Source organism: Mixta intestinalis (assembly GCF_009914055.1).
Taxonomy (GTDB): Bacteria; Pseudomonadota; Gammaproteobacteria; order Enterobacterales; family Enterobacteriaceae; genus Mixta; species Mixta intestinalis.
This window is the reverse complement of record NZ_CP028271.1, coordinates 468554-492015: the sequence shown is the minus strand read 5'-3', so window position 1 is coordinate 492015 and position 23462 is coordinate 468554. Positions and strand designations below refer to the sequence as shown.

General features: G+C 52.9%; 25 protein-coding genes, 1 other RNA gene and 1 other annotated feature. Of the genes, 12 read left to right on the top strand and 14 right to left on the bottom strand.

The genetic code is table 11. The annotated features are described in order from the left end of the window. Positions 1 to 303 precede the first annotated feature (303 nt). Positions 304 to 2001: a YbaL family putative K(+) efflux transporter gene (gene ybaL, locus C7M51_RS02220; RefSeq protein ID WP_160620110.1), complete on the top strand. Its 1698-nt coding sequence runs from the start codon at positions 304 to 306 to the stop codon at positions 1999 to 2001. Between the two features lie 26 nt (positions 2002 to 2027). Here the strand turns inward: ybaL and C7M51_RS02215 are convergent, their stop codons facing one another. From C7M51_RS02215 to C7M51_RS02175, 9 genes are all read right to left on the bottom strand, one after another. Next, positions 2028 to 3332, bottom strand: coding sequence for an inosine/guanosine kinase (locus C7M51_RS02215; protein ID WP_160620108.1), 1305 nt, complete (start codon positions 3330 to 3332; stop codon positions 2028 to 2030). A 57-nt stretch (positions 3333 to 3389) separates the two neighbouring features. Continuing rightward, complete coding sequence (gene hemH, locus C7M51_RS02210) at positions 3390 to 4349, bottom strand: ferrochelatase (protein WP_160620106.1); 960 nt, start codon at positions 4347 to 4349, stop codon at positions 3390 to 3392. Positions 4350 to 4573: 224 nt separating this feature from the next. Continuing rightward, on the bottom strand, positions 4574 to 5218 hold the full coding sequence (gene adk / locus C7M51_RS02205) for an adenylate kinase (RefSeq protein WP_160620104.1): 645 nt from the start codon (positions 5216 to 5218) through the stop codon (positions 4574 to 4576). 242 nt (positions 5219 to 5460) lie between these two features. Next, on the bottom strand, positions 5461 to 7329 hold the full coding sequence (gene htpG, locus C7M51_RS02200) for a molecular chaperone HtpG (RefSeq protein ID WP_160620102.1): 1869 nt from the start codon (positions 7327 to 7329) through the stop codon (positions 5461 to 5463). Between the two features lie 103 nt (positions 7330 to 7432). Further along, positions 7433 to 8038 carry a recombination mediator RecR gene (gene recR, locus C7M51_RS02195; protein WP_038627541.1) on the bottom strand — a complete coding sequence of 202 codons (606 nt, stop codon included), beginning with the start codon at positions 8036 to 8038 and terminating at the stop codon, positions 7433 to 7435. Then, complete coding sequence (locus tag C7M51_RS02190; protein WP_141177069.1) at positions 8038 to 8367, bottom strand: YbaB/EbfC family nucleoid-associated protein; 330 nt, start codon at positions 8365 to 8367, stop codon at positions 8038 to 8040. Before C7M51_RS02190 ends, recR begins: the two co-directional genes overlap by 1 nt. 53 nt (positions 8368 to 8420) lie before the next feature. Next, positions 8421 to 10385 (bottom strand): DNA polymerase III subunit gamma/tau, encoded by a 1965-nt coding sequence (gene dnaX, locus C7M51_RS02185; protein WP_160620100.1) that lies wholly within the window; start codon positions 10383 to 10385, stop codon positions 8421 to 8423. Beyond that, positions 9018 to 9079: a sequence feature (DnaX frameshifting element), on the bottom strand. (Overlaps the previous gene by 62 nt.) Before the next feature lie 79 nt (positions 10386 to 10464). Then, a complete protein-coding gene (apt, locus tag C7M51_RS02180; protein WP_160620098.1) occupies positions 10465 to 11016 on the bottom strand; it encodes an adenine phosphoribosyltransferase in 552 nt (183 codons plus the stop codon). A gap of 203 nt (positions 11017 to 11219) precedes the next feature. Next, on the bottom strand, positions 11220 to 11612 hold the full coding sequence (locus tag C7M51_RS02175) for a DUF454 family protein (protein WP_160620096.1): 393 nt from the start codon (positions 11610 to 11612) through the stop codon (positions 11220 to 11222). Positions 11613 to 11737: 125 nt separating this feature from the next. Here C7M51_RS02175 and C7M51_RS02170 point away from each other — a divergent pair, with 125 nt between their 5' ends. Continuing rightward, positions 11738 to 11980, top strand: a complete 243-nt coding sequence (locus C7M51_RS02170) for a GlsB/YeaQ/YmgE family stress response membrane protein (RefSeq protein ID WP_160620094.1) — start codon at positions 11738 to 11740, stop codon at positions 11978 to 11980. An 11-nt stretch (positions 11981 to 11991) separates the two neighbouring features. Then, positions 11992 to 12150 (top strand): pleiotropic regulatory protein RsmS, encoded by a 159-nt coding sequence (gene rsmS / locus C7M51_RS02165; protein WP_160620092.1) that lies wholly within the window; start codon positions 11992 to 11994, stop codon positions 12148 to 12150. Here rsmS and acrR read toward each other — a convergent pair. Continuing rightward, positions 12140 to 12784 carry a multidrug efflux transporter transcriptional repressor AcrR gene (acrR, locus tag C7M51_RS02160; protein ID WP_160620090.1) on the bottom strand — a complete coding sequence of 215 codons (645 nt, stop codon included), beginning with the start codon at positions 12782 to 12784 and terminating at the stop codon, positions 12140 to 12142. The two genes, rsmS and acrR, sit on opposite strands and share 11 nt — an antisense overlap. Positions 12785 to 12923: 139 nt before the next feature. Between acrR and C7M51_RS02155 the strand changes: the two genes are divergently transcribed. From C7M51_RS02155 to C7M51_RS02130, 6 genes are all read left to right on the top strand, one after another. Further along, positions 12924 to 14120, top strand: a complete 1197-nt coding sequence (locus C7M51_RS02155) for an efflux RND transporter periplasmic adaptor subunit (protein ID WP_160620088.1) — start codon at positions 12924 to 12926, stop codon at positions 14118 to 14120. Positions 14121 to 14137: 17 nt separating this feature from the next. Next, positions 14138 to 17287, top strand: coding sequence for an efflux RND transporter permease subunit (locus tag C7M51_RS02150; RefSeq protein WP_160620086.1), 3150 nt, complete (start codon positions 14138 to 14140; stop codon positions 17285 to 17287). A gap of 503 nt (positions 17288 to 17790) precedes the next feature. Continuing rightward, on the top strand, positions 17791 to 17931 hold the full coding sequence (gene ykgO / locus C7M51_RS02145; RefSeq protein WP_160620084.1) for a type B 50S ribosomal protein L36: 141 nt from the start codon (positions 17791 to 17793) through the stop codon (positions 17929 to 17931). A 259-nt stretch (positions 17932 to 18190) separates the two neighbouring features. After that, positions 18191 to 18625, top strand: a complete 435-nt coding sequence (locus C7M51_RS02140; RefSeq protein ID WP_341874753.1) for a hypothetical protein — start codon at positions 18191 to 18193, stop codon at positions 18623 to 18625. A gap of 147 nt (positions 18626 to 18772) precedes the next feature. After that, positions 18773 to 19156: an Hha toxicity modulator TomB gene (tomB, locus tag C7M51_RS02135; RefSeq protein ID WP_160620082.1), complete on the top strand. Its 384-nt coding sequence runs from the start codon at positions 18773 to 18775 to the stop codon at positions 19154 to 19156. A 24-nt stretch (positions 19157 to 19180) separates the two neighbouring features. Beyond that, complete coding sequence (locus C7M51_RS02130; protein WP_141177081.1) at positions 19181 to 19399, top strand: HHA domain-containing protein; 219 nt, start codon at positions 19181 to 19183, stop codon at positions 19397 to 19399. Between the two features lie 32 nt (positions 19400 to 19431). On the opposite strand, the gene ffs is transcribed toward C7M51_RS02130, so the two are convergent. Continuing rightward, positions 19432 to 19528, bottom strand: an RNA gene (gene ffs, locus C7M51_RS02125) — signal recognition particle sRNA small type. A gap of 44 nt (positions 19529 to 19572) precedes the next feature. Here ffs and C7M51_RS02120 point away from each other — a divergent pair. Continuing rightward, on the top strand, positions 19573 to 19752 hold the full coding sequence (locus C7M51_RS02120; RefSeq protein ID WP_160620080.1) for a hypothetical protein: 180 nt from the start codon (positions 19573 to 19575) through the stop codon (positions 19750 to 19752). Beyond that, entirely contained in the window at positions 19739 to 20050 is a 312-nt protein-coding gene (locus C7M51_RS02115; protein ID WP_160620078.1) for an MGMT family protein, read from the top strand. The genes C7M51_RS02120 and C7M51_RS02115 overlap by 14 nt, the downstream gene beginning before the upstream one ends. Positions 20051 to 20079: 29 nt before the next feature. On the opposite strand, the gene C7M51_RS02110 is transcribed toward C7M51_RS02115, so the two are convergent. Then, positions 20080 to 20628: a YbaY family lipoprotein gene (locus tag C7M51_RS02110; RefSeq protein WP_160620076.1), complete on the bottom strand. Its 549-nt coding sequence runs from the start codon at positions 20626 to 20628 to the stop codon at positions 20080 to 20082. Positions 20629 to 20842: 214 nt separating this feature from the next. On the opposite strand from C7M51_RS02110, the gene tesB reads away from it, so the two are divergent. After that, positions 20843 to 21703 carry an acyl-CoA thioesterase II gene (gene tesB / locus C7M51_RS02105; RefSeq protein ID WP_160620074.1) on the top strand — a complete coding sequence of 287 codons (861 nt, stop codon included), beginning with the start codon at positions 20843 to 20845 and terminating at the stop codon, positions 21701 to 21703. 57 nt (positions 21704 to 21760) lie between these two features. On the opposite strand, the gene amtB is transcribed toward tesB, so the two are convergent. Further along, on the bottom strand, positions 21761 to 23044 hold the full coding sequence (gene amtB / locus C7M51_RS02100; protein ID WP_160620072.1) for an ammonium transporter AmtB: 1284 nt from the start codon (positions 23042 to 23044) through the stop codon (positions 21761 to 21763). A 34-nt stretch (positions 23045 to 23078) separates the two neighbouring features. Next, on the bottom strand, positions 23079 to 23417 hold the full coding sequence (gene glnK, locus C7M51_RS02095) for a P-II family nitrogen regulator (RefSeq protein WP_160620071.1): 339 nt from the start codon (positions 23415 to 23417) through the stop codon (positions 23079 to 23081). Positions 23418 to 23462: the final 45 nt, after the last annotated feature.

The window sequence follows — 23462 nt, the reverse complement described above, 5'->3', positions numbered from 1 at the left end:
CGCTATGGCCAGGATAGCTGCAAAACAACCAGCATTTTGCGCTTTCATCGGCGTTGAGCCCCTTTTAATAACCTTAGCGGCGTAAGCTGTCATTTTTATCACCCGCTTTTTGCAAAAAGAGGAATTCTTCCTACAGGAACTATCAAGGATACGGCGTCATAAGTAAAAAAAATGACTGTCAGATTAATTTTTTTAGATTTACCGCACTTTTTTCAACTTTTGTCCCTTTATAGTCACGCAGACCGCCCTGTTTTGCTTTACACTGGTTACAACCGGACACAGTTGCACACAGAAGGAGACAGCATGCACCACACTACCCCGCTGATTACCACCATTGTCGGAGGCCTTGTCCTCGCCTTCCTCCTGGGAATGCTCGCCAATCGCCTGCGAATTTCTCCGCTGGTGGGCTATTTACTGGCGGGCGTGCTGGCGGGTCCTTTTACTCCCGGTTTCGTTGCCGATACCAAACTGGCACCAGAGCTGGCGGAGTTAGGTGTGATTTTGCTGATGTTTGGTGTCGGTCTGCATTTCTCTCTGAAAGATTTAATGGCGGTAAAAGCTATCGCTATCCCTGGCGCCGTTGCACAAATTACCGTAGCAACGCTGCTGGGAATGGGGCTGAGTCTGGCGCTGGGATGGAGCTGGATGAGCGGCCTGGTGTTCGGCCTTTGTCTCTCCACCGCCAGTACCGTGGTGCTACTGCGCGCGCTGGAAGAACGGCAGCTGATTGATACCCAGCGGGGCCAAATCGCTATCGGCTGGTTAATTGTTGAAGATCTGGTGATGGTGTTGACGCTGGTGCTGCTGCCCGCTATTGCCGGTATGCTGGAAAAAGGCAATGCCAGCCTGACGCTGCTGGCGTGGGATCTGCTGCTTACCATCGGTAAGGTTGCCGCCTTTATGGTGCTGATGATGGTGGTGGGCCGCCGCGTGGTGCCGTGGATTCTGGCGCGCAGTGCCGCAACCGGCTCGCGTGAACTCTTTACGCTGTCAGTACTGGCGCTGGCGCTCGGCATTGCCTTCGGTGCCGTTGAGTTCTTCGATGTCTCCTTTGCCCTGGGTGCATTCTTCGCCGGTATGGTGCTGAACGAATCGGAACTGAGCCATCGCGCCGCCCATGATACCCTGCCGCTGCGCGATGCGTTTGCCGTGCTGTTTTTTGTGTCGGTCGGGATGCTGTTCGATCCGATGATTATGGTGCAGCAGCCGCTGGCGGTGCTGGGTGTACTGACGATTATCGTACTGGGTAAATCGCTGGCAGCATGGCTGCTGGTGTCCCTGCTTGGCCATTCGCGCCGTACCGCGCTGACTATCTCCGTTAGCCTGGCGCAAATCGGTGAGTTCGCCTTTATTCTTGCCGGTCTTGGCATCGCGCTTAACCTGCTCAGTGACGAAGGGCGTAACCTGGTGCTGGCAGGGGCTATCCTGTCAATTATGCTCAATCCGATCCTGTTTACCCTGCTGGAGCGCTATCTGGAGAAGAACGAAAACTTCGAAGAACAGAGTCTGGAAGAGGCAACGGAAGAAGAGAAGCAGATTCCAGTCAATATCTGCAATCATGCGGTGATCGTTGGTTACGGACGCGTAGGCAGCCTGGTCAGCAAGCTACTGATGGAAGCGGAAGTGCCGATTGTGGTGGTGGAAAATGCACGTAATCGCGTTGAGGCGTTACGTGAGCAGGGTATCCATGCGGTGTTGGGTAATGCGGCACGGGTGGAAACCATGGAGCTGGCGCGTCTGGACTGTGCCCGCTGGCTGCTGATGAGCATTCCTAACGGCTACGAGGCCGGTGAAATCATCGCGGCAGCACGTGAGAAACATGCTCATCTGGAAATCATCGCCCGCGCCCACTATGACGATGAGGTGCACTATATCCTTGAGCGCGGTGCCGATAACGTAATTATGGGCGAACGTGAAATTGCCAATAGTATGCTGGCAACGCTGAAAGCGGGGCTGGAGGTGCAGCCTGCCATTCAGCGTCCTGAACATCAGCATGGATAACGGCGCGGCCTCTGCCGCGCTGACGTTTAACGTTCCCAGTAGGCTTCTTCGAGGCTGTCTTCCCGTTCCGGCAGGCCGCGCGTCAGGCGCGGCGAATGCTGATTCAGTACCTGATAGCTAACGCGGTTCGCATATTTACATACCTGCGCCAGCGAAGAGTAAGTCAGATAGCTACGCTGATGTTTGCTGGAGTTGGGTACGTTATTACGATGATAGCTGTTAGCGGTAATATCGTGCAGCAGCGCCGCCAGCGCCCCATCTCCTGCTCCGTTAGTATTCATGATTTTTTCCGGCCCGCCCATATAAGGGGCGATATGTGAATAGATGCGGCGCGGCTGCTGGCAATCCTGATGGCGCATGGCGCGGCTGAACTCATACTGATTAAATTCAGGAATCGCACCGGGCAGCAGCGGATGGTTAGTTTGGCGTTTCGCGCTCTCCTCGGTGTAACCTGCCATATAAAGCCCGTTAGGACCGGCAGTACAGAGCACCAGATCGACCCACTCCAGGGCGCAATCCGCCGCCTGTAGCGGATCGGCATGGCCGGTCAGCTCCAGCCCTTCTTCTTCGTTCATCGCCAGGATGGAAACATGCTCCTGTAGGAATTCGCGCCAGAACTGCGGATTTTCCGCAATCACATGCTTAGTGCCCAACGTCAGCACTACCGGTACGTTGTACTGCTTCGCCCAGGCCACCGCCTGCATGGTCGCTTCCGGCATTGGTTCGCCGGGCTTGCAGCGTACCAGGTAGGAGGTCAGTACCAGCGCTGAAGCGCCAGCGATCACCTCTTCCGGGATACTTTCAGGACGCAGCTGGTTCATCATGCCAGGGCTGATAGCAAAGGTGCGCTCGCCGTTATCGCCAATCAGCGTAAAGCAGCGGCCAATAGCACCATCAACTCCCTGCAAATAGTTCAGATCGGTACGGCTGGAGGTATTACAGAGATAACGATAGGCATAGCCACCAATCTGCACGTTATTACACATCACGCCGAGCAGTACGGATCGATCATCCGCCAGCACCGAATAGTTGTGCATAGTATTGCCGATGGTGCCGCCAGCAAACTGATGGGTAATCAGATTTTCACGCATCAGCTCCGCATAAAGCGCATCCGCGACGTCATCTTCAATCACCAACGAATGACCAACGCTGAGCCCGTAGCGCGCCACAAAAGCGTTATCGACCCGGGCCTCAATATCGACCAGCGTTTGATCGATACCCACCACCCAACTGGTGCCGGTTTCACTTTCGGGCTGGACGGGTTGCAGGAGTGGATCGCGCGCGCTGACGGGAAAATAGTGTTTGGATTTGCGTTGGCCGGGAAATTTCATGATTGTTGGCTTCAGAATGAAACAGGCGGAGAATGATAGCACACTCCCCGCCGTTACTCAGCGGTGAGCGTTCACCAGCGCCAGCATCATGGCGATATGTTCGGCATCGTCGTTCAACGCCGGGATATACTCAAATTTTTCACCGCCCGCATGCAGGAAGAACTCCCGGTTCTGCTCGCTAATTTCCTCCAGCGTCTCCAGACAGTCGGCGGAGAAACCAGGGCTCATAATTTGAATATGGCGCACGCCTTTCGCGGGCAAACCGCGCATCGTTTCATCGGTATAAGGCGTTAGCCAGGGCTCACGACCAAAACGCGACTGGAAGGTCATCATCACTTCATTTTCGCTCAGGCCAAGCGCCCGCGTCAGCGCATCGGTGGTATCGCGGCAGCGCTGCGGGTAATCGTCGCCTTCATTAGCAAAGCGCTGCGGAATGCCGTGGAAGGACATCACCAGCAGATCCGGTTTGCCATGCTGCGCAAACGACCGCTCCACCGAAGCTTTTAGTGCGGCGATATAGCCCGGATGTTCGGCATAGTCGCGGATAAAATGCACATCGGGCATAGAGCGATAACCGGCAAATACCGCGCTTAGCCCATCCCAGACCGCCGCAACGGTAGAACAGGAGAACTGCGGATAGAGCGGTAACACGATCAATCGGGTCACACCCTGCGCCATCAGGCTATCCACCGCGCTTTTCAGGCTGGGCGTACCGTAGCTCATACCCAGTTCCACCGGGATATCAAGCTGCGCGGCCAATGCGTCACGCTGACGTTTGCTGTAAACCAGCAGCGGCGATCCTCCCTCCATCCAGACGGAGGCGTAAAGTTTTGCCACGCGCGGTGAGCGAATCGGCAGAATAATGCCGTTGAGGATCGGCCACCACAGCCAGCGCGGCGTATCGACAACGCGCCTGTCACTGAGAAACTGTTTCAGGTAGCGTTTTACCGCAGGCGCGGTTGGCGCATCTGGCGTTCCCAGATTCACCAGCAGGACGCCGGGTTTATCTTGCCTCATCGTATATCCCTGTTTTCTGAATGGATTAACTCGTTTTTCACCGCTATTTTATCCTGGCTGATGCGGATAAGCTCGCCGGTAAAACCTCTCTCAATAAGAGAGAAAAGCGCTCAGCGGCAAAGTATAGAGGAAAGCAAAGCAGGAGGAATAATGAGACAGACGGAAGAAATAAGAAAGCCAGGAATATCGGCACGATACGCCTGGCCTGGTGCTGCGGGCAGAGATTAGCCGAGGATGTTTGCCAGCTCAGCGCTGACTTCGGTCACTTTACGCGTACCATCAATTTTGTGGTACTGGGTGTTACCCGCCTGCGCTTCCTGCTGATAGTAGGCTACCAGCGGCTCGGTCATTTCATGATACTCTACCAGGCGCTTACGCACGGTTTCTTCCTGATCGTCCTTACGCGTAGTCAGCTCTTCGCCGGTCACGTCATCTTTACCTTCCACCTGCGGCGGATTGAATTTAACGTGATAAACGCGGCCAGACGGCGCATGAACGCGGCGGCCTACGATACGCTCAACGATCAGTTCATCAGGCACGTCGAACTCCAGCACGCAGTCAATTTTGATACCGGCTTCTTTCATCGCATCCGCCTGTGGGATGGTGCGCGGAAAGCCATCGAGCAGGAAACCGTTACGGCAGTCATCCTGCGCAATACGCTCTTTTACCAGCGCGATAACCAGTTCATCGGTCACCAGTTTGCCTTCGTCCATAATGGCTTTCGCCTGCTTGCCCAGTTCCGTGCCAGCTTTTACTGCCGCACGTAACATATCGCCCGTGGAGATTTGCGGAATCCCGTATTTCTCCATAATGAACTGAGCCTGAGTGCCCTTACCTGCGCCCGGAGCGCCGAGCAGAATAATACGCATTGCGTAAATCCCCTTGAGAATTGCTTTGATCTAACAGAGAAGGTCAAGAACATACCACTAAGGTCCCGCCACCACAAGAAAACGGGCCCGGAAGCAGTTCTGACGTACAAAAAGTTACCGACGGTTATCATCAACCGCTTTATCAATAAACACCAGTGGGACGTGAGCAGGCACCACGTTTTTCAGACAATCTGTAAATGCAAAAAGCCGGCACAATGGCCGGCCTGGATATTGCGTTTACGTCACGCCAGCAACAGCTGATTCATACGGCGGATAAACTGGTTCGGATCTTCCAGCGTCCCACGCTCAGCGAACAGCGCCTGATCGAGCAGCAGTTCCACCCATTCGGCGAAGCGCGCTTCATCTTCGGTATCGGCGGTGCGTTTCACCAGCGGATGATCCGGGTTCAGCTCAAAGATATATTTTACGTCCGGCACATCCTGACCGGCCGCCGCGAACAGCTTAGCCATCTGCGTGCTGATTTCATTGGCGTCAGTGGTAACAATCGCTGGCGTATCGGTGAGACGATGCGTCAGACGCACCTCTTTCACCCGCTCGCCCAGCAGTGTTTTCACGCGCTCAACAAACGGCTCCAGCGCTTTTTCAGCCTCTTTCTGCGCCTCGTTCTCTTCATCCGCCAGCTTATCCAGCGTTTCATCCGCTTTGCTGACCGACTGGAAGGTTTTTCCATCGAACTCGGTGAGATAGCTCATCATCCACTCATCGATACGATCGGAGAGCAGTAGCACTTCAATGCCTTTCTTACGGAACAGCTCCAGGTGCGGGCTGCTTTTCGCTGCCGCGTAGCTGTCGGCGGTGATGTAGTAAATTTTTTCCTGGCCTTCCACCATACGGCTGACGTAGTCTTCCAGCGAAACGGTCTGTGCCGAACCTTCGCTGCTGGTAGAAGCAAAGCGCAGCAGTTTAGCAATCGCCTGCTGATTGGCGTGATCTTCTGCCGGACCTTCTTTCAGCACCAGCCCGAATTCGCGCCAGAACTGCTGATATTTTTCCGCGTCATCTTTCGCCAGTTTATCCAGCATTTGCAGGACGCGTTTAGTCAGCGCGCTGCGCAGGTTCTGGGTAATGCGGTTGTCCTGCAAGATTTCACGCGAAACGTTCAGCGGCAGATCGTTGGAGTCAATCAGGCCGCGTACGAAGCGCAGATAGTTCGGCATAAACTGTTCAGCATCGTCCATAATAAAGACGCGCTGCACATACAGTTTCAGACCGTGCTTGTGATCGCGGTTCCACATATCCCAGGGCGCACGGGCCGGGATATAGAGCAGACTGGTGTACTCCTGCTTACCTTCAACGCGGTTATGGCTCCAGCTCAGCGGATCGCTGAAATCATGGGCGATATGTTTGTAAAACTCCTTGTACTCTTCGTCGCTGACTTCTGATTTGTTGCGAGTCCAGAGCGCCTGCGCCTTGTTAATTTTTTCCCAGCTGGTGGTATCACTCTCTTCATCTTTGCTTTCGATCTCTACCGGCAGCGCGATGTGATCGGAATATTTGCTGATGATGTTGCGCACGCGCCAGCTGTCGAGGAATTCATCTTCGCCTTCGCGCAGATGCAGGGTAATTTCAGTACCGCGATCCGCTTTGGTCAGATCGTCAATGGTGTATTCACCTTCGCCAGCGGATTCCCAGAATACGCCCTCTTCCGGTGCCGCACCGGCGGCACGGGTGCGCACGGTGACTTTATCAGCAACGATAAATGCGGAGTAAAAACCAACGCCGAACTGACCAATCAGCTGGCTGTCTTTCGCCTGATCGGAACCCAAAGATTCAAGAAAGGCTTTGGTGCCTGATTTCGCAATGGTGCCGAGGTTTTCAATCACCTCATCGCGACGCATACCGATACCGTTATCGCTCAGCGTCAGCGTGCGGTTTTCCTTATCGACAGAAACCCTGACGCGCAGTTCGCCGTCACCTTCATACAGATCTGGCGTTGAAAGCGCACGGAAACGCAGCTTATCCGCTGCATCGGAGGCGTTGGAAATCAGCTCACGCAGGAAGATCTCTTTATTCGAATAGAGGGAATGGATCATCAGGTGCAGAAGTTGTTTTACCTCTGACTGAAAACCACGCGTCTCTTGTCCTTTCATGGTTTGGCTACCTCAACTGAAACAGGTTTATCGAACGTTGAGGAAGAAGTGGGGATGGGAAAACGTTTTTCAAGCTGGCACAAGCGAATGTGCCAGCAAGTGGTCAATATTTGATCTTGTGTCGTCCGGCCAACGAGTGTGACAGCGTGGTACCGTCCACCATTTCCAGCTCGCCGCCAACCGGCACGCCGTGTGCGATACGGCTGGCCTCAACGCCATACTGCGCGCACAGCCCGGCGATATAGTTGGCGGTAGCTTCACCTTCCACCGTGGGGTTGGTGGCGAGGATCAATTCCTGGATGGTTTCCTTCTCCAGCCGCTGTTCAAGGCGATCCAGCCCGATATCCTGCGGGCCAATGCCGTCCAGCGGGGAAAGATGCCCCATCAGCACAAAATAGCGCCCGGCGAACTGCCCGGTTTGCTCAATGGCGTGGATATCTGCCGGACTTTCCACCACGCAAATTTGCCCGTTCTGCTGACGACGCGGGTTCGCGCAGATGGTGCAGATCTCCTGCTCGGTAAAAGTACGGCAGTCGGCACAGTGACCAATTTCCGACATGGCGCGCGTTAGCGCCTGAGCCAGGCGCATGCCTCCGCTGCGATCGCGCTGCAATAGCTGAAACGCCATGCGCTGCGCCGATTTCGGGCCAACGCCCGGCAGGCAGCGCAGCGCTTCCATTAACGACTCCAGCAAAGGACTGGTTTGCATCAGAACGGCATCTTAAAGCCCGGCGGCAGCTGCATACCGGCGGAAACGGAAGCCATTTTCTCCTGCTGTGCTTCGGCAATACGGCGCGCCGCATCGTTAAACGCCGCTGCAACCAGATCTTCCAGCATCTCTTTGTCATCTTCCAGCAGGCTTGGGTCTACTTCCACGCGACGGCAGTTGTGCGCACCGTTGATAGTGACTTTTACCAGGCCCGCGCCAGATTCGCCGGTCACTTCCATTTCAGCGATCTCTTGCTGTACCTGCTGCATTTTGTCCTGCATCTGCTGGGCCTGTTTCATCAGGTTACCCAAACCGCCTTTACCAAACATATGTTTCTCTCTATTGCTCGGGCCGCGTAAGCGTTTAACCGTTATGCGGCGATTCAAACGGGGCGGATACTTTCCTCATCCAGATCGGCATCAAAAAAGCGACACAGAGTCTGAATATGGCTATCCGCAATGATGGACTGACGCGCCTGCGCCAGCTTTTCTTCATAAATCTTCTGACGCCATTCCAGCGGCGTCAACACCGCAGGATTATCATCTTCAATGATAGTCAGTTCAACCGGCTTACCGCCTGCCTCGCTTAATGCAGCGGTTAACACCTGCTGCGCCGAGGCGGAGTTAAGGTGACGCTGGCTGCTGCGCAGATGTAACGTGACGCCTTGTGGCGTCTGCTCTTTCCAGGCGTTAAGCGCCAGCTGCTGCACCAGTTTCGGCAGCGTCAGGGTAGCGATCTCCGCAGCCCAGGCATCGCGTTGCAGCGACTCTTCAGCCAGCCGCGCCGCCAGTTCCGGCGTCTTCTCATGCTCCAGCGCTGAACGCAGGGCCTTTGGTGTCGCGACCGGCTGTACCTCGCTTTCCACCACCTTATTCTGCGCTTTCCAGCGATAGGCCTCTTTTTTTGACGGCGTGGCTTTTTCCGCCGCCGGTTTTTTACTGGCGCGCTCGGTAACCTGAGCGAGCCGTTCCAGCGCCGAGCCAGCCGGCCGCGCGCTTAGCGCTGCCGGCTCACTCTTTTTTGTTCTGTTCGCTCCCTGCTGGCGCAACAGCTGCGTACGCGCCTGCAAAAGCTGACTGGTTGCGTCAGGCAATGCCACCTCAGGCGTAGCGGCCGCCGGAGGCGTCGTTGAGGCGGCGGCAACCGGCGCAGGCCGTGGCGCTTCCACCTGTGAAAATGCTGAGGCAGCGGCGGAAGGCGGCGCCTGCACGTTCGGCTGCGGCGCCATCACCGGACGGGTAACCGGCTCGGCGATCTCTACCTGCGGATGAAAGGCCAGCGCGCGCAGTAATGTCATTTCCACGCCCATACGACGATCCGGCGCCAGCGGCAACTCTTTGCGCCCCATCAGAATGGTTTGATAATAGAGCTGCACATCCGCTGGCGGAACAAGGCGCGCCAGTTCGCGCAGCCGCTGCTCAACGCCCGCATACTCATCGCTAAGCGCGGAAGGCAGCAGCTGGATCATCGCGATCCGATGCAGCAAACGCAGCATTTCTACCAGCAGCGCCTCCCATTCAACGCCGCGACTCGCCGCCTGCTGCAACAGCGTCATAGTTTGTTGCCCATCGGCGGCAGCCAGCGCCTCGATTAACGCCAGCGGCTGATCGTCATCCAGCGTACCCAGCATGGCCGCAACGCTTGCGGTCGTCACCTGTCCGTCACCGGTGGCAATAGCCTGATCGGTCAGACTCAGCGCATCACGCATACTGCCGTCTGCCGCGCGCGCCAGCAGCTGCAGCGCCCGCTGTTCAGCGGTGATATTTTCCTGTTGCAGCACATATTCCAGCTGTTGACGAATCTGATCGACATCCAGCGCTTTGAGGTGGAATTGCAGACAGCGGGAAAGGATAGTCACCGGCAGTTTTTGCGGATCGGTGGTTGCCAGCAAGAATTTGACATGCGCTGGTGGCTCTTCCAGCGTTTTCAGCAAGGCGTTAAAGCTATGGCGCGACAGCATGTGCACTTCATCGATCAGGTAGACTTTGAAACGTCCGCGCGCGGGCGCGTACTGCACATTGTCTAACAGATCGCGCGTATCTTCGACTTTGGTACGCGAGGCGGCATCGATCTCGATCAGATCGACAAAGCGGCCCTGTTCGATTTCACGGCAGTTATCGCAAACGCCGCACGGCGTAGCGGTAATGCCGGTTTCGCAATTGAGCCCTTTGGCCAACAGGCGCGCAATCGTGGTCTTTCCGACACCGCGGGTGCCAGAAAAAAGATAAGCGTGGTGGATTCGTCCCAGCGACAGGCCGTTAGCCAGCGCAGTCAGTACATGCTCCTGACCAACGACATCGGAAAACGCTTGTGGACGCCACTTGCGGGCAAGGACCTGATAACTCATTCGTTCACGAGATGTGTTGTAAACCAGTGGAACATGCTAACACAGCCCCGCCGCTACGGCGAGGCTGAAGGCGGGAAACTCAGTGGCCGGGGAAAGAGACCAGGCTGTAGCATTCGATACCCAGCGCATTAAGACGGGCTTCACCGTTTAAATCGAACAGATTAATGACGAATGCCGCGTCTTTGACTTCACCACCAGCACGGCGGATCAGTTTTACCGTCGCTTCGATAGTGCCGCCGGTCGCCAGCAGATCGTCAACCACCAGCACGACATCGCCCGGCTTAATCGCATCACGGTGTAGCTCCAGCTGGTCGCTGCCATACTCTAAATCGTAGCTTTCGCTCCAGGTAGCACGCGGCAGTTTGCCCGGTTTGCGTACCGGTACAAAGCCAACGCCCAGCCCCAGCGCGACCGGCGCGCCGAATAAAAAGCCACGCGCCTCGGTGCCAACGACTTTAGTAATGCCCCGATCGCGGAAACGTGCAATGAACAGATCGATAGTCGTAGCGAAAGCGCGCGGATCTTCCAGCAGGCTGGTGACATCACGAAACAGGATACCCGGCTTCGGATAGTCCGGAACGCTTTTAATACTGTCTTTAAGGAATTCAAGCTGCTGTGCAGTCGCGGTCATAATATTATGCCTGGTAAATACTGAACTGACTCGCGCAGCTTCGCCTTACGCTGAACGGCAGCGCCGCAGACGAAAAAGGATGATATCGGGGAAACCGCGCACGAAAACGAACAAATCTAAGCAAACCGCAGGATAAATGCAACACCGTTTGCCACTCTGCCGTTTAATCGGATGAAAATCGTTAAGTTCAACGCAAGAAAGTATTAATCACCGCTCGCACTTTCTTTTGGGTTCTGTTCGGTAACAACCGGCATACGCCACATCATTATTAACAGCGCGCCTAACATAACAAGCAGCATAATGCGCAGCCAGAACACCTCTACCATCCAGACAGAAAACGTGAATGTGCAGACTATCAGTAGTATAGCACGCCCTTTTACCCCCGGCGGCAGCGCGCGGTGCTGTTGCCAGTGACGAATATAGCTGCCAAACCAGGAACGCCAGAGTAGCCAGTGATGAAAACGCGGCGACGAGCGGGCAAAACACCAGGCGGCTAATAAAATAAAAGGTGTGGTAGGCAGCAGCGGTAATACTACGCCCAGCGATCCTAATAAAATAGCCAACCAACCGATAGTTAATAATATAATGCGCCGCATGGAATATCCTGCAAAGAACCGACCGGATCACTTTATCACAGCACATAAGCTGTACTGCAGTGGGTAACAGGCTATTTTATCAATAGAACCTTCACCATACAGAAACCATATTTAAGGACCGGCAGATGGGGTTGTTATCCTGGCTACTCATTGGCATAGCGGTAGGCCTGGCGGCAAGTAAAGGGTTTGCCGGGCGCGGCAGCTGGTTGCCGATGCTGATTCTGGCTATTATCGGCGCGCTGGTAGGCGGCTATATTAGCGTCTACTTTAACTGGGGTACGCTGGCCAGCCTACACGTACGTGCATTGCTGCTGGCGTTGGCGGGCGCGCTGCTGTTGGTAGCGATAGCGCGCATTATACGACGTTAAGGAGCATACCTATGTCGCTGGAAAGCGCACCTGATGAAATAAAACTGGCCGTTGATTTAATTATGCTGCTGGAACAGAGCGATATCGCGCCGGAAACCGTACTGGCGGCGCTGGAAATCGTGCGGCACGATTACGAAAATAAACAGCGGTTGCGTGCCGCTAACCTGTAGCGTCCGTCAGCAGGCAGGGACTGTTTTTCAACATATCAATTAACGCATCAACCAGTACCGGCGCATCCTGCTCAATGTCGAAGCTTTCTGGCATAAACAGCCAGTTCTCCATAATGCCGGTAATGTAGCCACGCATAATGACCGCTGCACGCCGCATGTTTAACCTGGCGGGTAATTGACCCGCCTCAATACAATCAGCCAACGCTTCTTCTATTTTTTCATAACACTCAAGATACAGATTCTGCTGCACAATTTGTAATGGCAGCATTTCGCCAACAAACTCACACTTATGAAAAATGATTTCCAGTAGGGAGCGACGCCGTTGATCGCGCGCGGTGGCAGCAAAAATGTAGCAGATTACGGCGCGCATAACGGAAAGTGGATCGTCAGGGTATTTTGACTGATACTCTTGCTCAATGTCCTCCAGTCCAGACTCAGACTGCGCCCAAATTTCATTGAGCAAATCAGTCTTGTTTTTAAAGTGCCAGTAGATAGCGCCACGCGTTACGCCAGCCTCTTTAGCGATATCAGCCAGGGACGTTGCCGAGACGCCAAATTCAGAGAAACGTGCAATGGCGGCATCAAGAATTTGATTCCGTGTTTCAAGGGCTTGCTGTTTGGTTTTTCGTGCCATAGTAACGCTTTTACCAAGCGGCGGATTTACATACATTTGCGAATGTATGTACCATAGCATGACCACAATATAAACGCAGCAATGGCTCAACGGTTTGTGATCCATTGACCAATCGATATCGAACAATCGAGGTTGATTTATGAAAAATAACAGAGGGTTAACGCCTCTGGCGGCCGTACTGATGCTTTCAGGCAGCTTTGTGCTAACAGGATGTGATGATAAGTCCCAACAGGGTGGTCAACAGCAACAGGCGCCTGAAGTCGGCGTCGTCACGCTAAAAAGCGAACCGTTGAAAATTACCACCGAGCTGCCGGGGCGAACTTCAGCTTATCGCGTGGCGGAAGTACGTCCACAGGTTTCAGGCATCATTCTGAAACGTAACTTCGTTGAAGGTAGCGATATTAAAGCGGGTGAATCGCTCTATCAGATCGATCCGGCGCCCTATCAGGCTACCTATAACAGCGCCAAAGGCGATTTAGCACAGGCGCAGGCGAACGCGCGCATTGCCGCCCTGACGGTCAAACGCTATCAGCCGCTGCTGGGCACGAAATATATCAGCCAGCAGGATTACGATCAGGCGGTGGCAACACAAAGCCAGACGGCAGCTGCGGTAGAAGTCGCAAAAGCTAACGTTGAAACCGCACGCATTAATCTCGCCTACACCAAAGTCACTTCGCCTATCAGCGGGCGTATCGGTAAATCTGCAGTAACCGAAGGCGCGTTGGTACAAACCGGTCAAACCACGGCGATGGCTACCGTACAGCAGCTCGACCCAATGTACGTAGACGTCACGCAATCCAGCGATGAGTATCTGCGCTTACGGCAAGAGATGGAATCAGGTCAGATCAAACAAAACGATGGCAAAGCCAACGTAACGCTGTTGATGCCTGACGGTAGTGAATACCAACAACCGGGTACGCTGGAGTTTTCCGACGTTACCGTGGATGAAACAACGGGTTCTATTACCCTGAGAGCCGTGTTCCCGAACCCGGACCATCGCCTGCTGCCAGGCATGTTCGTTCGTGCGCGTCTGGAAGAAGGTATCAACCCGAATGCGATTCTGGTACCGCAGCAGGCTGTAACCCGTACGCCTACCGGTCAGGCCACGGTAATGGTGGTCGGTCAGGATAATAAAGTTGCCGTTCGCAATGTGACTGCAAAACAGGCGATTGGCGATAAATGGCTGATTACGCAGGGCGTTCAGGCTGGCGATCGCGTGATCTCTGTCGGTATCCAGCGGGCAAAACCTGGCGCTCAGGTTAAGCCACAGGAAGTGACAGAGAATGCGAAAGATCAACAGCAGTCGCAGCCGCACTCTGAACAATCTCAGTCTTAAACAGGAGCCACTGATACATGGCTAAGTTCTTTATCGATCGCCCCATCTTTGCCTGGGTTATCGCCATCATTATTATGCTGGCAGGTGCGCTATCGATCCTTAAACTGCCGATTGAGCAATATCCTAATGTTGCTCCTGTAGCGGTACAGATTAATGCGAACTACCCTGGCGCAGATGCGAAAACGCTGCAGGATTCAGTAACGCAGGTTATCGAACAGAATATGAACGGTATTGACGGACTGATGTATATGTCCTCAAGCAGTGATTCATCCGGTTCGTTGCAGCTGACGCTCTCTTTCCAGTCTGGTACCGATGCGGATATCGCCCAGGTGCAGGTGCAGAACAAACTGCAACTGGCGATGCCGTTGCTGCCGCAAGAAGTACAGCAGCAGGGTATTCAGGTACAAAAATCTTCCAGCAGCTTCCTGATGGTAGCAGGCTTCGTGAGTGAAGATGGCAGCATGACGCAAAACGATATTTCCGACTTTGTGTCTTCTACCATTAAAGATCCCATCAGCCGTACCCCTGGCGTTGGTGATACTCAGCTGTTCGGTGCACAGTATGCGATGCGTATCTGGATGGACCCGCACAAGCTGAATAACTATCAGCTGACCCCGGTCGATGTGGTTAGTGCTATCTCCACGCAGAACGCCCAGGTTGCGGCAGGTCAGCTGGGCGGTACGCCTCCGGTGAAAGGCCAACAGCTTAACGCCTCAATCATTGCGCAAACGCGTCTGACCTCGACGGAAGAATTCGGCAAGATTTTGCTGAAGGTTAATCCGGACGGCTCACAGGTGCGCCTGCGTGACGTTGCCACCATCGAACTGGGTGGTGAAAACTATGAAATCATTGCCCGTTTTAACGGACAACCTTCTTCCGGTTTGGGGATTAAACTGGCTACCGGGGCTAACGCGCTTGATACCGCCAACGCGGTAAAAGCAGCGCTGGATAGGCTTTCGCCTACTTTCCCGGCTGGCCTGAAAGTCGTTTACCCTTACGACACCACGCCGTTTGTAAAAATCTCCATCTTTGAGGTGGTGAAAACGCTGTTCGAAGCGATCGTGCTGGTATTCCTGGTAATGTACCTGTTCCTGCAAAACTTCCGCGCCACGCTGATCCCAACGATCGCGGTGCCGGTAGTGCTGTTAGGTACTTTCGCTATTATCAGCGTATTCGGTTACTCAATAAATACCCTGACGATGTTCGGGATGGTGTTGGCTATCGGCCTGCTGGTGGATGACGCCATCGTGGTTGTAGAGAACGTCGAGCGCGTTATGGCGGAAGAAGGTTTGCCGCCGAAAGAGGCGACGCGCAAATCAATGGATCAGATTCAGGGTGCGCTGGTTGGTATTGCCCTGGTCCTTTCCGCAGTATTTATCCCGATGGCGTTTTTTGGCGGTTCAACTGGCGTTATTTATCGTCAGTTCTCCATCACTATTGTTTCGGCAATGGTGCTGTCGGTAATTGTCGCACTGGTGCTGACCCCGGCACTTTGCGCCACGATGCTGAAACCGGTTAAACCGGGCGAGCATGGCAAAACCACCGGCTTCTTCGGCTGGTTTAACCGTCTGTTCGATAAAAGTACCGATCACTACGTTGATAGCGTGGGGCATATTGTTCGTAGCACCGGGCGCTATCTCTTAATTTACCTGCTGATTGTTATCGGTATGGCGGTACTCTTTATGCGCCTCCCTACCTCCTTCCTGCCGGAAGAGGATCAGGGCCTGCTGCTGACGCAGGCAGTGCTGCCAGCTGGCGCTACGCAGGAACGTACACAGAAAGTGCTCGATCAGGTTAGTGATTACTATCTAACTCACGAAAAAGCCAACGTTAAGTCAGTATTTACGGTTAACGGCTTCGGCTTTGCCGGGCGCGGTCAGAATACCGGTATTGCCTTCGTCAGTCTGAAACCGTGGGAAGAGCGTAGCGGTGCAGAAAACAAGGTTCCGGCGATTGCGGGCCGTGCGATGGGTGCGCTGAGTGCGATTAAAGACGCCATGGTTATCCCATTCAACCTGCCAGCAATTATCGAACTGGGTAACGCTACCGGCTTCGACTTTGAACTGATCGATCAGGCCAACCTGGGTCACGAGAAGCTAACGCAGGCGCGTAACCAGCTGCTGGGTATGTTAGCGCAGCGTCCGGATACCGTAGTAGGCGTTCGTCCTAACGGCCTGGAAGATACACCGCAGTATAAGCTGACCGTCGATCAGGAAAAAGCGCGAGCGCTGGGCGTATCTATTTCAGATATTAATACCACGCTGGGAGCTGCCTGGGGCGGATCGTACGTGAACGACTTTATCGATCGCGGCCGTGTGAAAAAAGTCTATGTGATGGGTAAAGCCGATTCTCGTATGCTGCCGGACGATATCAATAAATGGTATGTTCGCGCCTCTAACGGCGATATGGTGCCCTTCTCTGCGTTCTCAACGGCACACTGGCAGTATGGTTCGCCGCGTCTGGAACGCTACAACGGCCTGCCTTCAATGGAAATTCTCGGACAGGCGGCACCGGGCCGTAGTTCGGGTGACGCCATGGCGTTGATGGAAGAGCTGGCAGCTAAATTACCGCAGGGTATTGGCTATGACTGGACCGGCATGTCCTATCAGGAGCGCCTCTCCGGTAACCAGGCTCCGGCACTCTATGCCATCTCGCTGATTGTGGTGTTCCTGTGTCTGGCGGCGCTCTATGAGAGCTGGTCGATTCCGTTTGCAGTTATGCTGGTTGTACCGCTGGGCGTTATCGGTGCACTGATCTTTACCACCCTGCGCGGACTAAGTAATGACGTCTACTTCGTGGTAGGTCTGTTGACAACCATTGGCCTGTCGGCGAAGAACGCCATTCTGATCGTTGAGTTCGCTAAAGATCTGATGGAGAAAGAAGGTAAAGGCCTGGTTGAGGCAACGCTGGAAGCAACGCGTATGCGTCTGCGTCCAATTCTGATGACCTCGCTGGCATTTATCCTCGGCGTACTGCCGCTGGCTATCAGTACTGGTGCTGGTTCCGGTGCTCAGAACGCCGTAGGTACAGGCGTAATGGGCGGTATGGTTACCGCTACCGTGCTGGCTATCTTCTTCGTACCGGTGTTCTTTGTGGTGGTACGCCGCCGCTTTAGCAAGCATAAGGAAGAGCTTGAACAGGGCCATCCTGTTGAGCACCAGCATTAATTAGCATTGTTTTTATCGGAGGCCACATTATGTGGCCTCTTTTTTATCTGACGATAACCCGACAATTCAGGCCCTTTTTAACTATCGGCTTCTTATTCTGATCTGCCTGACTCCCCTCTTTGTGCCGCCTTTATTGTTGCTAACTGCCCGCCTTGTTCCCCTGCCCTCTCTTTTCCTCATGTTGCTGCGTTTTCACCAGAGCGCCCCTTGCGTGACAGAAATGAGAGATGCATAATCATTACGTTATAACATAACAATTACTGGCGAAAGGTGTTTGTCCTTCTCATGATTGTGCCGTCTTTTTTCGATAACCGTACCAATCCGGGCCTGACCAGCCGTAAAAACGGATGTGGATAGTGACATCTTTCTTAGGGTCGTGCCCGGTTTTTTTAACGTTGCCTTGCAGGGATTATGGATAGACAGAGTCCGATTTCAGAAAGATAAGGCGGCCCATTTTTACCGTGGTATAGCCATTTTTTAAAGCAGATAATTAAGGATACTTTATGCAGGTTTTAAGCTCATTACGTTCTGCCAAAACACGGCATAAAGATTGCCGAATAGTACGCAGGCATGGCCGTATTTATGTTATTTGTAAAAGCAATCCGCGCTTTAAAGCCGTTCAGGGCGGCAAAAAGAAGCGTTAGCCACTTCTGCCGGGCCTTCTGATGAAGGCCCTTTTTACGCTACCCTGCATTGCTGAAACGGCCTGATGGGCTTTATCTTGTGTCTGTGCGCTGAAAAATGACGCTGGCAGGATGAAAAATTGTATCCTTTTATGACAATTACATAGCAATTTTGCTGTTGCCTACACGCGAGGAATACAAGAAAATTCAATTATCTAATCAGAGAGTACCAGGAAAGAAAGTCAGCATGACGCCCGTTTTCCAATCACACGAATAGGGAATGACCTACTTATTTTTATCCACCTTCTGTCATACTGGCTCCATCTCTGGCGCAGGCCTGCCAGGACGTTGCGGAGGGCAAATGCGCAAAATTATACCCTGCGGTATTTTGCAACCTGAAGAAAATACGCTAAAATTAAAAAGTATAATTATCCAGAATATTCCCAAAATAGAAAAATGGCTCATTGGGGATTTAGAGTGGTACTCGCAGAACGCACTTTTAGTTCCCGGATCGATAAAAGTTATTTCTGTTGAGGCGCTGGGCCAGCAACAATATAAAATGGCTTACCGGTTTGACTGGAATGTATTCAATGCTTGTCTTGACATTAACCAGACAGAAAGCTGTCAGGAAACGATTACATTCGAAGTAATTCCCGGTGCTTTAGCCTTTAATGTTATTGATAATACGCGTCCTTCCACTGCCGACGAGCTATAATTGAGTAATACCTAATCTGAAAATCACAAACGTACATCATATTTAACTTGTTTGATAATCCAACGGCTTTTAATATTAAATGTAAGTCAGATTGCTTTTTTCGCTGTTTCGCATGCAGACAATGGTCGATGTATGGAGGGAAAAAAGATGGACGAATATTCACCGAAACGGCATGATATTGCCCAATTGAATTTCTTGTGTGAAAATCTGTACGACGAAAGTTTGGCAACGCTGGGCGACAGTCATCACGGCTGGGTTAACGATCCCACTTCCGCGACCAACTTACAGCTAAATGAACTTATTGAACATATTGCTTCTTTCACCATGAATTACAAAATAAAACATGCTGAAGACGAGGACCTCATCGTTCAGATTGATGATTACCTTGATGATACTTTTATGTTATTTAGTAATTACGGCATTAATGTTCAGGATTTGCAGCGCTGGCAGCGTTCTGCCAGGCGCTTGTTTAACCTTTTTGCAGAAGAGTGTGCTCAGCTTCCTTTACAGCCAAGCCATTCATTTTCATAACCGATCTTTTATTACGGTTTAACCATGACAGAAAAACTTATGACTAAGACTGACTATCTGATGCGTTTAAGACGTTGCCGATCAATTGATACGCTTGAACGAGTGATTGAAAAAAATAAGTATGAATTACCTGACGATGAGCTGGCCGTGTTTTATTCAGCTGCCGATCACCGCCTGGCTGAATTAACGATGAATAAGCTGTACGATAAAGTCCCGGTGTCTGTGTGGAAATTTGTACGCTAAGGAAAAGCAGGATGGAGCAAAAATGGTGGGGGCCCTGCCAGCTACATCCCGGCACACGCGTCACCTGCTGCGGCTGCTTCCTTCCGGACCTGACCGAGTTCACAAGTTAGCGTTGCGGGAGAACCAACAGGGCCCCCATTGACGCGCTCTGTTACAGAGCGCAGGCATTATCAATGATGCATGGGGTAAATGCAAGCTGCAGGCTGGCAACCGATGTTTTATTAAACAACCTGCTGTTTTTTCCAGCCCCTTCCTCTTTATTGCAGCGGCTACTTCTTTTTCTGTTTATTCCTTATGCCATTTTTGTCAGGATGCAAATATGTGATAAGGCAGGAGAAGATGGTGGAAAATGATTCCTTTACCCAACGTGTACTACAGGTAATTGCGGCTATTCCTGCTGGCAGCGTCACAACCTACGGTGAGGTGGCGCGACTGGCAGGATCGCCTCGTGCTGCACGTCAGGTCGGTGGGGTATTAAAACGACTGCCCGCTGACAGCCGCCTGCCATGGCATCGTATTATTAACCGCTACGGGCAAATTTCATTGCAGGGCGACGATCTGCTGCGTCAGCGTGATGCGCTGGAAGCGGAAGGGATTGAAATTAGTGATGATGGCAAGGTGGATCTGGCGCGCTATCGCTGGCAATGGTAACGGGGCCAGCAAAGCTGGCCCACAACTACTTAATATTTTACAGGTGCCGGAGCTGATGAATAAGGCGTAACCTGTGTCGGTGAAGTGGAAGGAATGGTAGCGCCAGCATTACTGGTATTCATTACCGGTACCGCCACTGAAGGCACGGGAACCAACGTTAAATCGATCTGGGTTCCGCCACCGTTAATTGCCGGTTTCACTGAATCCGTCACGAGAACAACTTTATTATCAATGGTAACCGCTGCGCTAAGGAGAATACGTGCATCCGGTTGAATATCTGCCGGATTGAACGGCAGTACGAAGCGATACGGTCCCGGCTTACCTTCAGTACGTACCACACGCTGCGACAGCACTTTCGCCGGAGCGTCGGACAGGGAAGCATCCGACAGGGTCACCGTTAGTGCTGCATCCGCAGGTAAGGTAAAGTTGCCACGGATATAAACTGAACCGCTGACGTTCGGCTGGGTGATGGTTGACTCGGTGCCCGGCGTCGGTACGGGAATATTCGCGCTTTTATCTGCACAACCTGCGAGAGCAACGGCCAGCGCCACTCCACTCATAACATGCCAGAATTTCATTGATATCCTCTCCTTTTAATCAATGTGGTATCGGCGAAAAGTTGGCCGAAACAGCTTAAAAACGCTGTATGTGCTTAATTCTGGCACAGGTTGCGTCTTTTTGCCTGGCTCAACAATTTCATTTCCTACGTTGTTTCCTTTAACAAATCACAGCGGTTGCAGGAGCTGGTCCGATCTCGCAAACTAAGCCGGTAACGTTATTGAGGAATACCCCATGAGTCAGGCATTAGAAAGTTTGCTTAACCTGCTACAACTGGAAAAACTTGAGGAAGGCCTGTTTCGCGGCCAGAGTGAGGACCTGGGCCTGCGTCAGGTCTTCGGCGGCCAGGTAGTTGGCCAGGCGCTATACGCAGCCAAACAAACCGTACAGGCCGATCGCAATATCCACTCTTTCCACAGCTACTTCCTTCGCCCCGGTGACAGCCAGAAAGCCATTATCTACGACGTCGAAACGCTGCGTGACGGTTACAGTTTCAGCGCGCGCCGCGTTTCAGCTATCCAGAACGGCCAGCCTATTTTTTACATGACCGCATCTTTCCAGGCTCCTGAGCCTGGTTTTGAACATCAGAAAACAATGCCTGAAGTGAAAGGCCCGGACGGGTTGCCCAGTGAAACTGAGATTGCTCAGCAGCTGGCAGGGATGCTTCCGGAAAAAATCCGCGCTAAGTTTCTTGCCGAAAGACCGCTGGAAGTACGTCCTGTTACCTTCCACAATCCGCTAAAAGGTCATACGGATGAGCCAACGCGTCAGGTCTGGATCAGGGCTAATGGCCCGATGCCAGATGATGCCCGCCTTCATCAATATCTGCTGGGTTACGCTTCCGATCTTAACTTTCTACCGGTTGCGCTTCAGCCGCACGGTAAGGGGTTCCTTGAACCCGGTATGCAGGTAGCGACCATTGACCACTCAATGTGGTTTCACCGCAAGATTGATCTGAACCAGTGGCTGCTGTACAGCGTGGAAAGCACCTCAGCCTCCAGCGCCCGCGGCTTCGTTCGCGGCGAATTTTATACCCAGGATGGCGTGCTGGTCGCCTCAACAGTACAGGAAGGCGTCATACGCCAGCGCAGTTGATAGTATAAAAAAGGACGATGCCTGGCATCGTCCTTTTTGTTTAATACTTCTTTAGCATTATTGGTTATAGGCGTTTTCGCCGTGGCTGTTAACGTCCAGCCCTTCGCGTTCGTGTTCTTCCGGTACGCGCAGCCCAACCAGCATATCCGCTATCTTAAAACCGATAACGGCTACCACACCGGTCCAGATCATCGTCAGCACCACGCTAACAAGCTGTACCCATACCTGATGCCCCATTGTTACGCCTTCCGCATAACCAACACCGCCCAGCGAAGATGATGCAAAAATACCGGTCAGGATACAGCCAATAATCCCGCATACGCCATGTACGCCAAATACATCGCAGGGATCGTCAACGCGCAGCCATTTTTTCAGCGAGCTGACCCCCCACAGGCCAGCCACTCCGCCAATCAAACCAATAATCAACGCGCCGCCAACGCCAACGTAGCCACAGGCTGGCGTAATCGCAACCAGACCAGCGATAAATCCTGAACTGGCGCCCAGCAGAGAAGGTTTTCCGCGCAGTGCCCACTCGCCAAAAGTCCACGACAATACTGCGCCTGCGGTTGCCACTACGGTGTTAAGAAATGCCAGTGCGGCGATCTCGTTAGCTGCTGCGGCTGAACCTGCGTTAAAGCCAAACCAGCCAACATAAAGAATTGCCGTACCGGTAAACACCATCGGCAGGTTATGCGGCTTGAACGCCTCCTTACCATAGCCGGCACGCTTACCTACCAGCCATGCGCCAATCAGCCCGGCAACCGCCGCATTAATATGCACTACGGTACCTCCGGCAAAGTCCAGTGCGCCATCCTGCGCCAGGAAGCCGCCCGCCCAGACCATATGCGCGATCGGCAGATAGGCGAGCGTGAGCCAAATCAGTACAAAAATCAGCACGGCGGAAAAACGAATACGTTCTGCAATAGAGCCGACAATCAACCCAACGGTAATACAGGCAAACGAAGCCTGGAAAACTACATGAATATATTGATAAAAAGTGCCGCTTAACGCAGTCAGGCTGATGTTTTTCAGCATGACCCAATTGAACCCACCAAAAAACGCATTGCCTTCGCTAAAGGCAAGTGAATAGCCATATACAACCCAAAGTACGCATACCATAGCGAACGTCACCGCCACCTGCGTCAGCAGCGACAGCACGTTTTTTCCGCGAATCAGTCCACCATAGAACAGCGCAATGCCTGGTATCGTCATAAACAGCACCAGCGCGGTGCAGATCATCATAAAAGCGTTATCCGCTTTGTCCGCAACGGGCACAGCCGCCGTCGCTAATGAAGGTGAGAGCACCAGCCCCGCAACTATTTTGCTGATTAATTTATTCATTGTTAGTTATCCCATCATAAAAGAGAAACGGGGCTTACAGCGCAGCTTCATCGTTTTCGCCTGTGCGAATACGAATCACGCGCTGCAGTTCAGCAACAAAAATTTTGCCGTCGCCGATTTTGCCAGTCCAGGCAGACTTGCTGATAACATCAACCACTTCATCCAGCTGATCGTCAGCAATAGCAATATCGATTTTGACTTTAGGTAGAAAATTCACGCTGTATTCGGCCCCGCGATAAAGCTCCGCGTGGCCTTTCTGTCGGCCAAAGCCTTTCACTTCGGTGACAGTCAGCCCCTGAATACCAATAGAAGAGAGCGCTTCACGCACGTCTTCCAGCTTGAATGGTTTGATAACGACGGTAACCAGCTTCATACGCTCCCCTCACCGAATAAGATTGGTTTCTCACTTCACGCGCAG

Excerpts from the sequence above, each read along its gene's own strand:
- hemH (WP_160620106.1), bottom strand. The coding sequence starts at position 4,349 with ATGAGGCAAGATAAACCCGGCGTCCTGCTGGTGAATCTGGGAACGCCA.
- adk (WP_160620104.1), bottom strand. The coding sequence starts at position 5,218 with ATGCGTATTATTCTGCTCGGCGCTCCGGGCGCAGGTAAGGGCACTCAG.
- C7M51_RS02175 (WP_160620096.1), bottom strand. The coding sequence starts at position 11,612 with ATGCGGCGCATTATATTATTAACTATCGGTTGGTTGGCTATTTTATTA.
- rsmS (WP_160620092.1), top strand. The coding sequence starts at position 11,992 with ATGTCGCTGGAAAGCGCACCTGATGAAATAAAACTGGCCGTTGATTTA.
- C7M51_RS02140 (WP_341874753.1), top strand. The coding sequence starts at position 18,191 with ATGACCTACTTATTTTTATCCACCTTCTGTCATACTGGCTCCATCTCT.
- C7M51_RS02130 (WP_141177081.1), top strand. The coding sequence starts at position 19,181 with ATGACAGAAAAACTTATGACTAAGACTGACTATCTGATGCGTTTAAGA.
- ykgO (WP_160620084.1), top strand. The coding sequence starts at position 17,791 with ATGCAGGTTTTAAGCTCATTACGTTCTGCCAAAACACGGCATAAAGAT.
- C7M51_RS02110 (WP_160620076.1), bottom strand. The coding sequence starts at position 20,628 with ATGAAATTCTGGCATGTTATGAGTGGAGTGGCGCTGGCCGTTGCTCTC.
- apt (WP_160620098.1), bottom strand. The coding sequence starts at position 11,016 with ATGACCGCGACTGCACAGCAGCTTGAATTCCTTAAAGACAGTATTAAA.
- C7M51_RS02215 (WP_160620108.1), bottom strand. The coding sequence starts at position 3,332 with ATGAAATTTCCCGGCCAACGCAAATCCAAACACTATTTTCCCGTCAGC.
- tesB (WP_160620074.1), top strand. The coding sequence starts at position 20,843 with ATGAGTCAGGCATTAGAAAGTTTGCTTAACCTGCTACAACTGGAAAAA.
- tomB (WP_160620082.1), top strand. The coding sequence starts at position 18,773 with ATGGACGAATATTCACCGAAACGGCATGATATTGCCCAATTGAATTTC.
- C7M51_RS02190 (WP_141177069.1), bottom strand. The coding sequence starts at position 8,367 with ATGTTTGGTAAAGGCGGTTTGGGTAACCTGATGAAACAGGCCCAGCAG.
- acrR (WP_160620090.1), bottom strand. The coding sequence starts at position 12,784 with ATGGCACGAAAAACCAAACAGCAAGCCCTTGAAACACGGAATCAAATT.
- dnaX (WP_160620100.1), bottom strand. The coding sequence starts at position 10,385 with ATGAGTTATCAGGTCCTTGCCCGCAAGTGGCGTCCACAAGCGTTTTCC.
- C7M51_RS02170 (WP_160620094.1), top strand. The coding sequence starts at position 11,738 with ATGGGGTTGTTATCCTGGCTACTCATTGGCATAGCGGTAGGCCTGGCG.
- glnK (WP_160620071.1), bottom strand. The coding sequence starts at position 23,417 with ATGAAGCTGGTTACCGTCGTTATCAAACCATTCAAGCTGGAAGACGTG.
- C7M51_RS02155 (WP_160620088.1), top strand. The coding sequence starts at position 12,924 with ATGAAAAATAACAGAGGGTTAACGCCTCTGGCGGCCGTACTGATGCTT.
- htpG (WP_160620102.1), bottom strand. The coding sequence starts at position 7,329 with ATGAAAGGACAAGAGACGCGTGGTTTTCAGTCAGAGGTAAAACAACTT.
- recR (WP_038627541.1), bottom strand. The coding sequence starts at position 8,038 with ATGCAAACCAGTCCTTTGCTGGAGTCGTTAATGGAAGCGCTGCGCTGC.
- C7M51_RS02115 (WP_160620078.1), top strand. The coding sequence starts at position 19,739 with ATGGTGGAAAATGATTCCTTTACCCAACGTGTACTACAGGTAATTGCG.
- C7M51_RS02120 (WP_160620080.1), top strand. The coding sequence starts at position 19,573 with ATGATGCATGGGGTAAATGCAAGCTGCAGGCTGGCAACCGATGTTTTA.
- C7M51_RS02150 (WP_160620086.1), top strand. The coding sequence starts at position 14,138 with ATGGCTAAGTTCTTTATCGATCGCCCCATCTTTGCCTGGGTTATCGCC.
- ybaL (WP_160620110.1), top strand. The coding sequence starts at position 304 with ATGCACCACACTACCCCGCTGATTACCACCATTGTCGGAGGCCTTGTC.
- amtB (WP_160620072.1), bottom strand. The coding sequence starts at position 23,044 with ATGAATAAATTAATCAGCAAAATAGTTGCGGGGCTGGTGCTCTCACCT.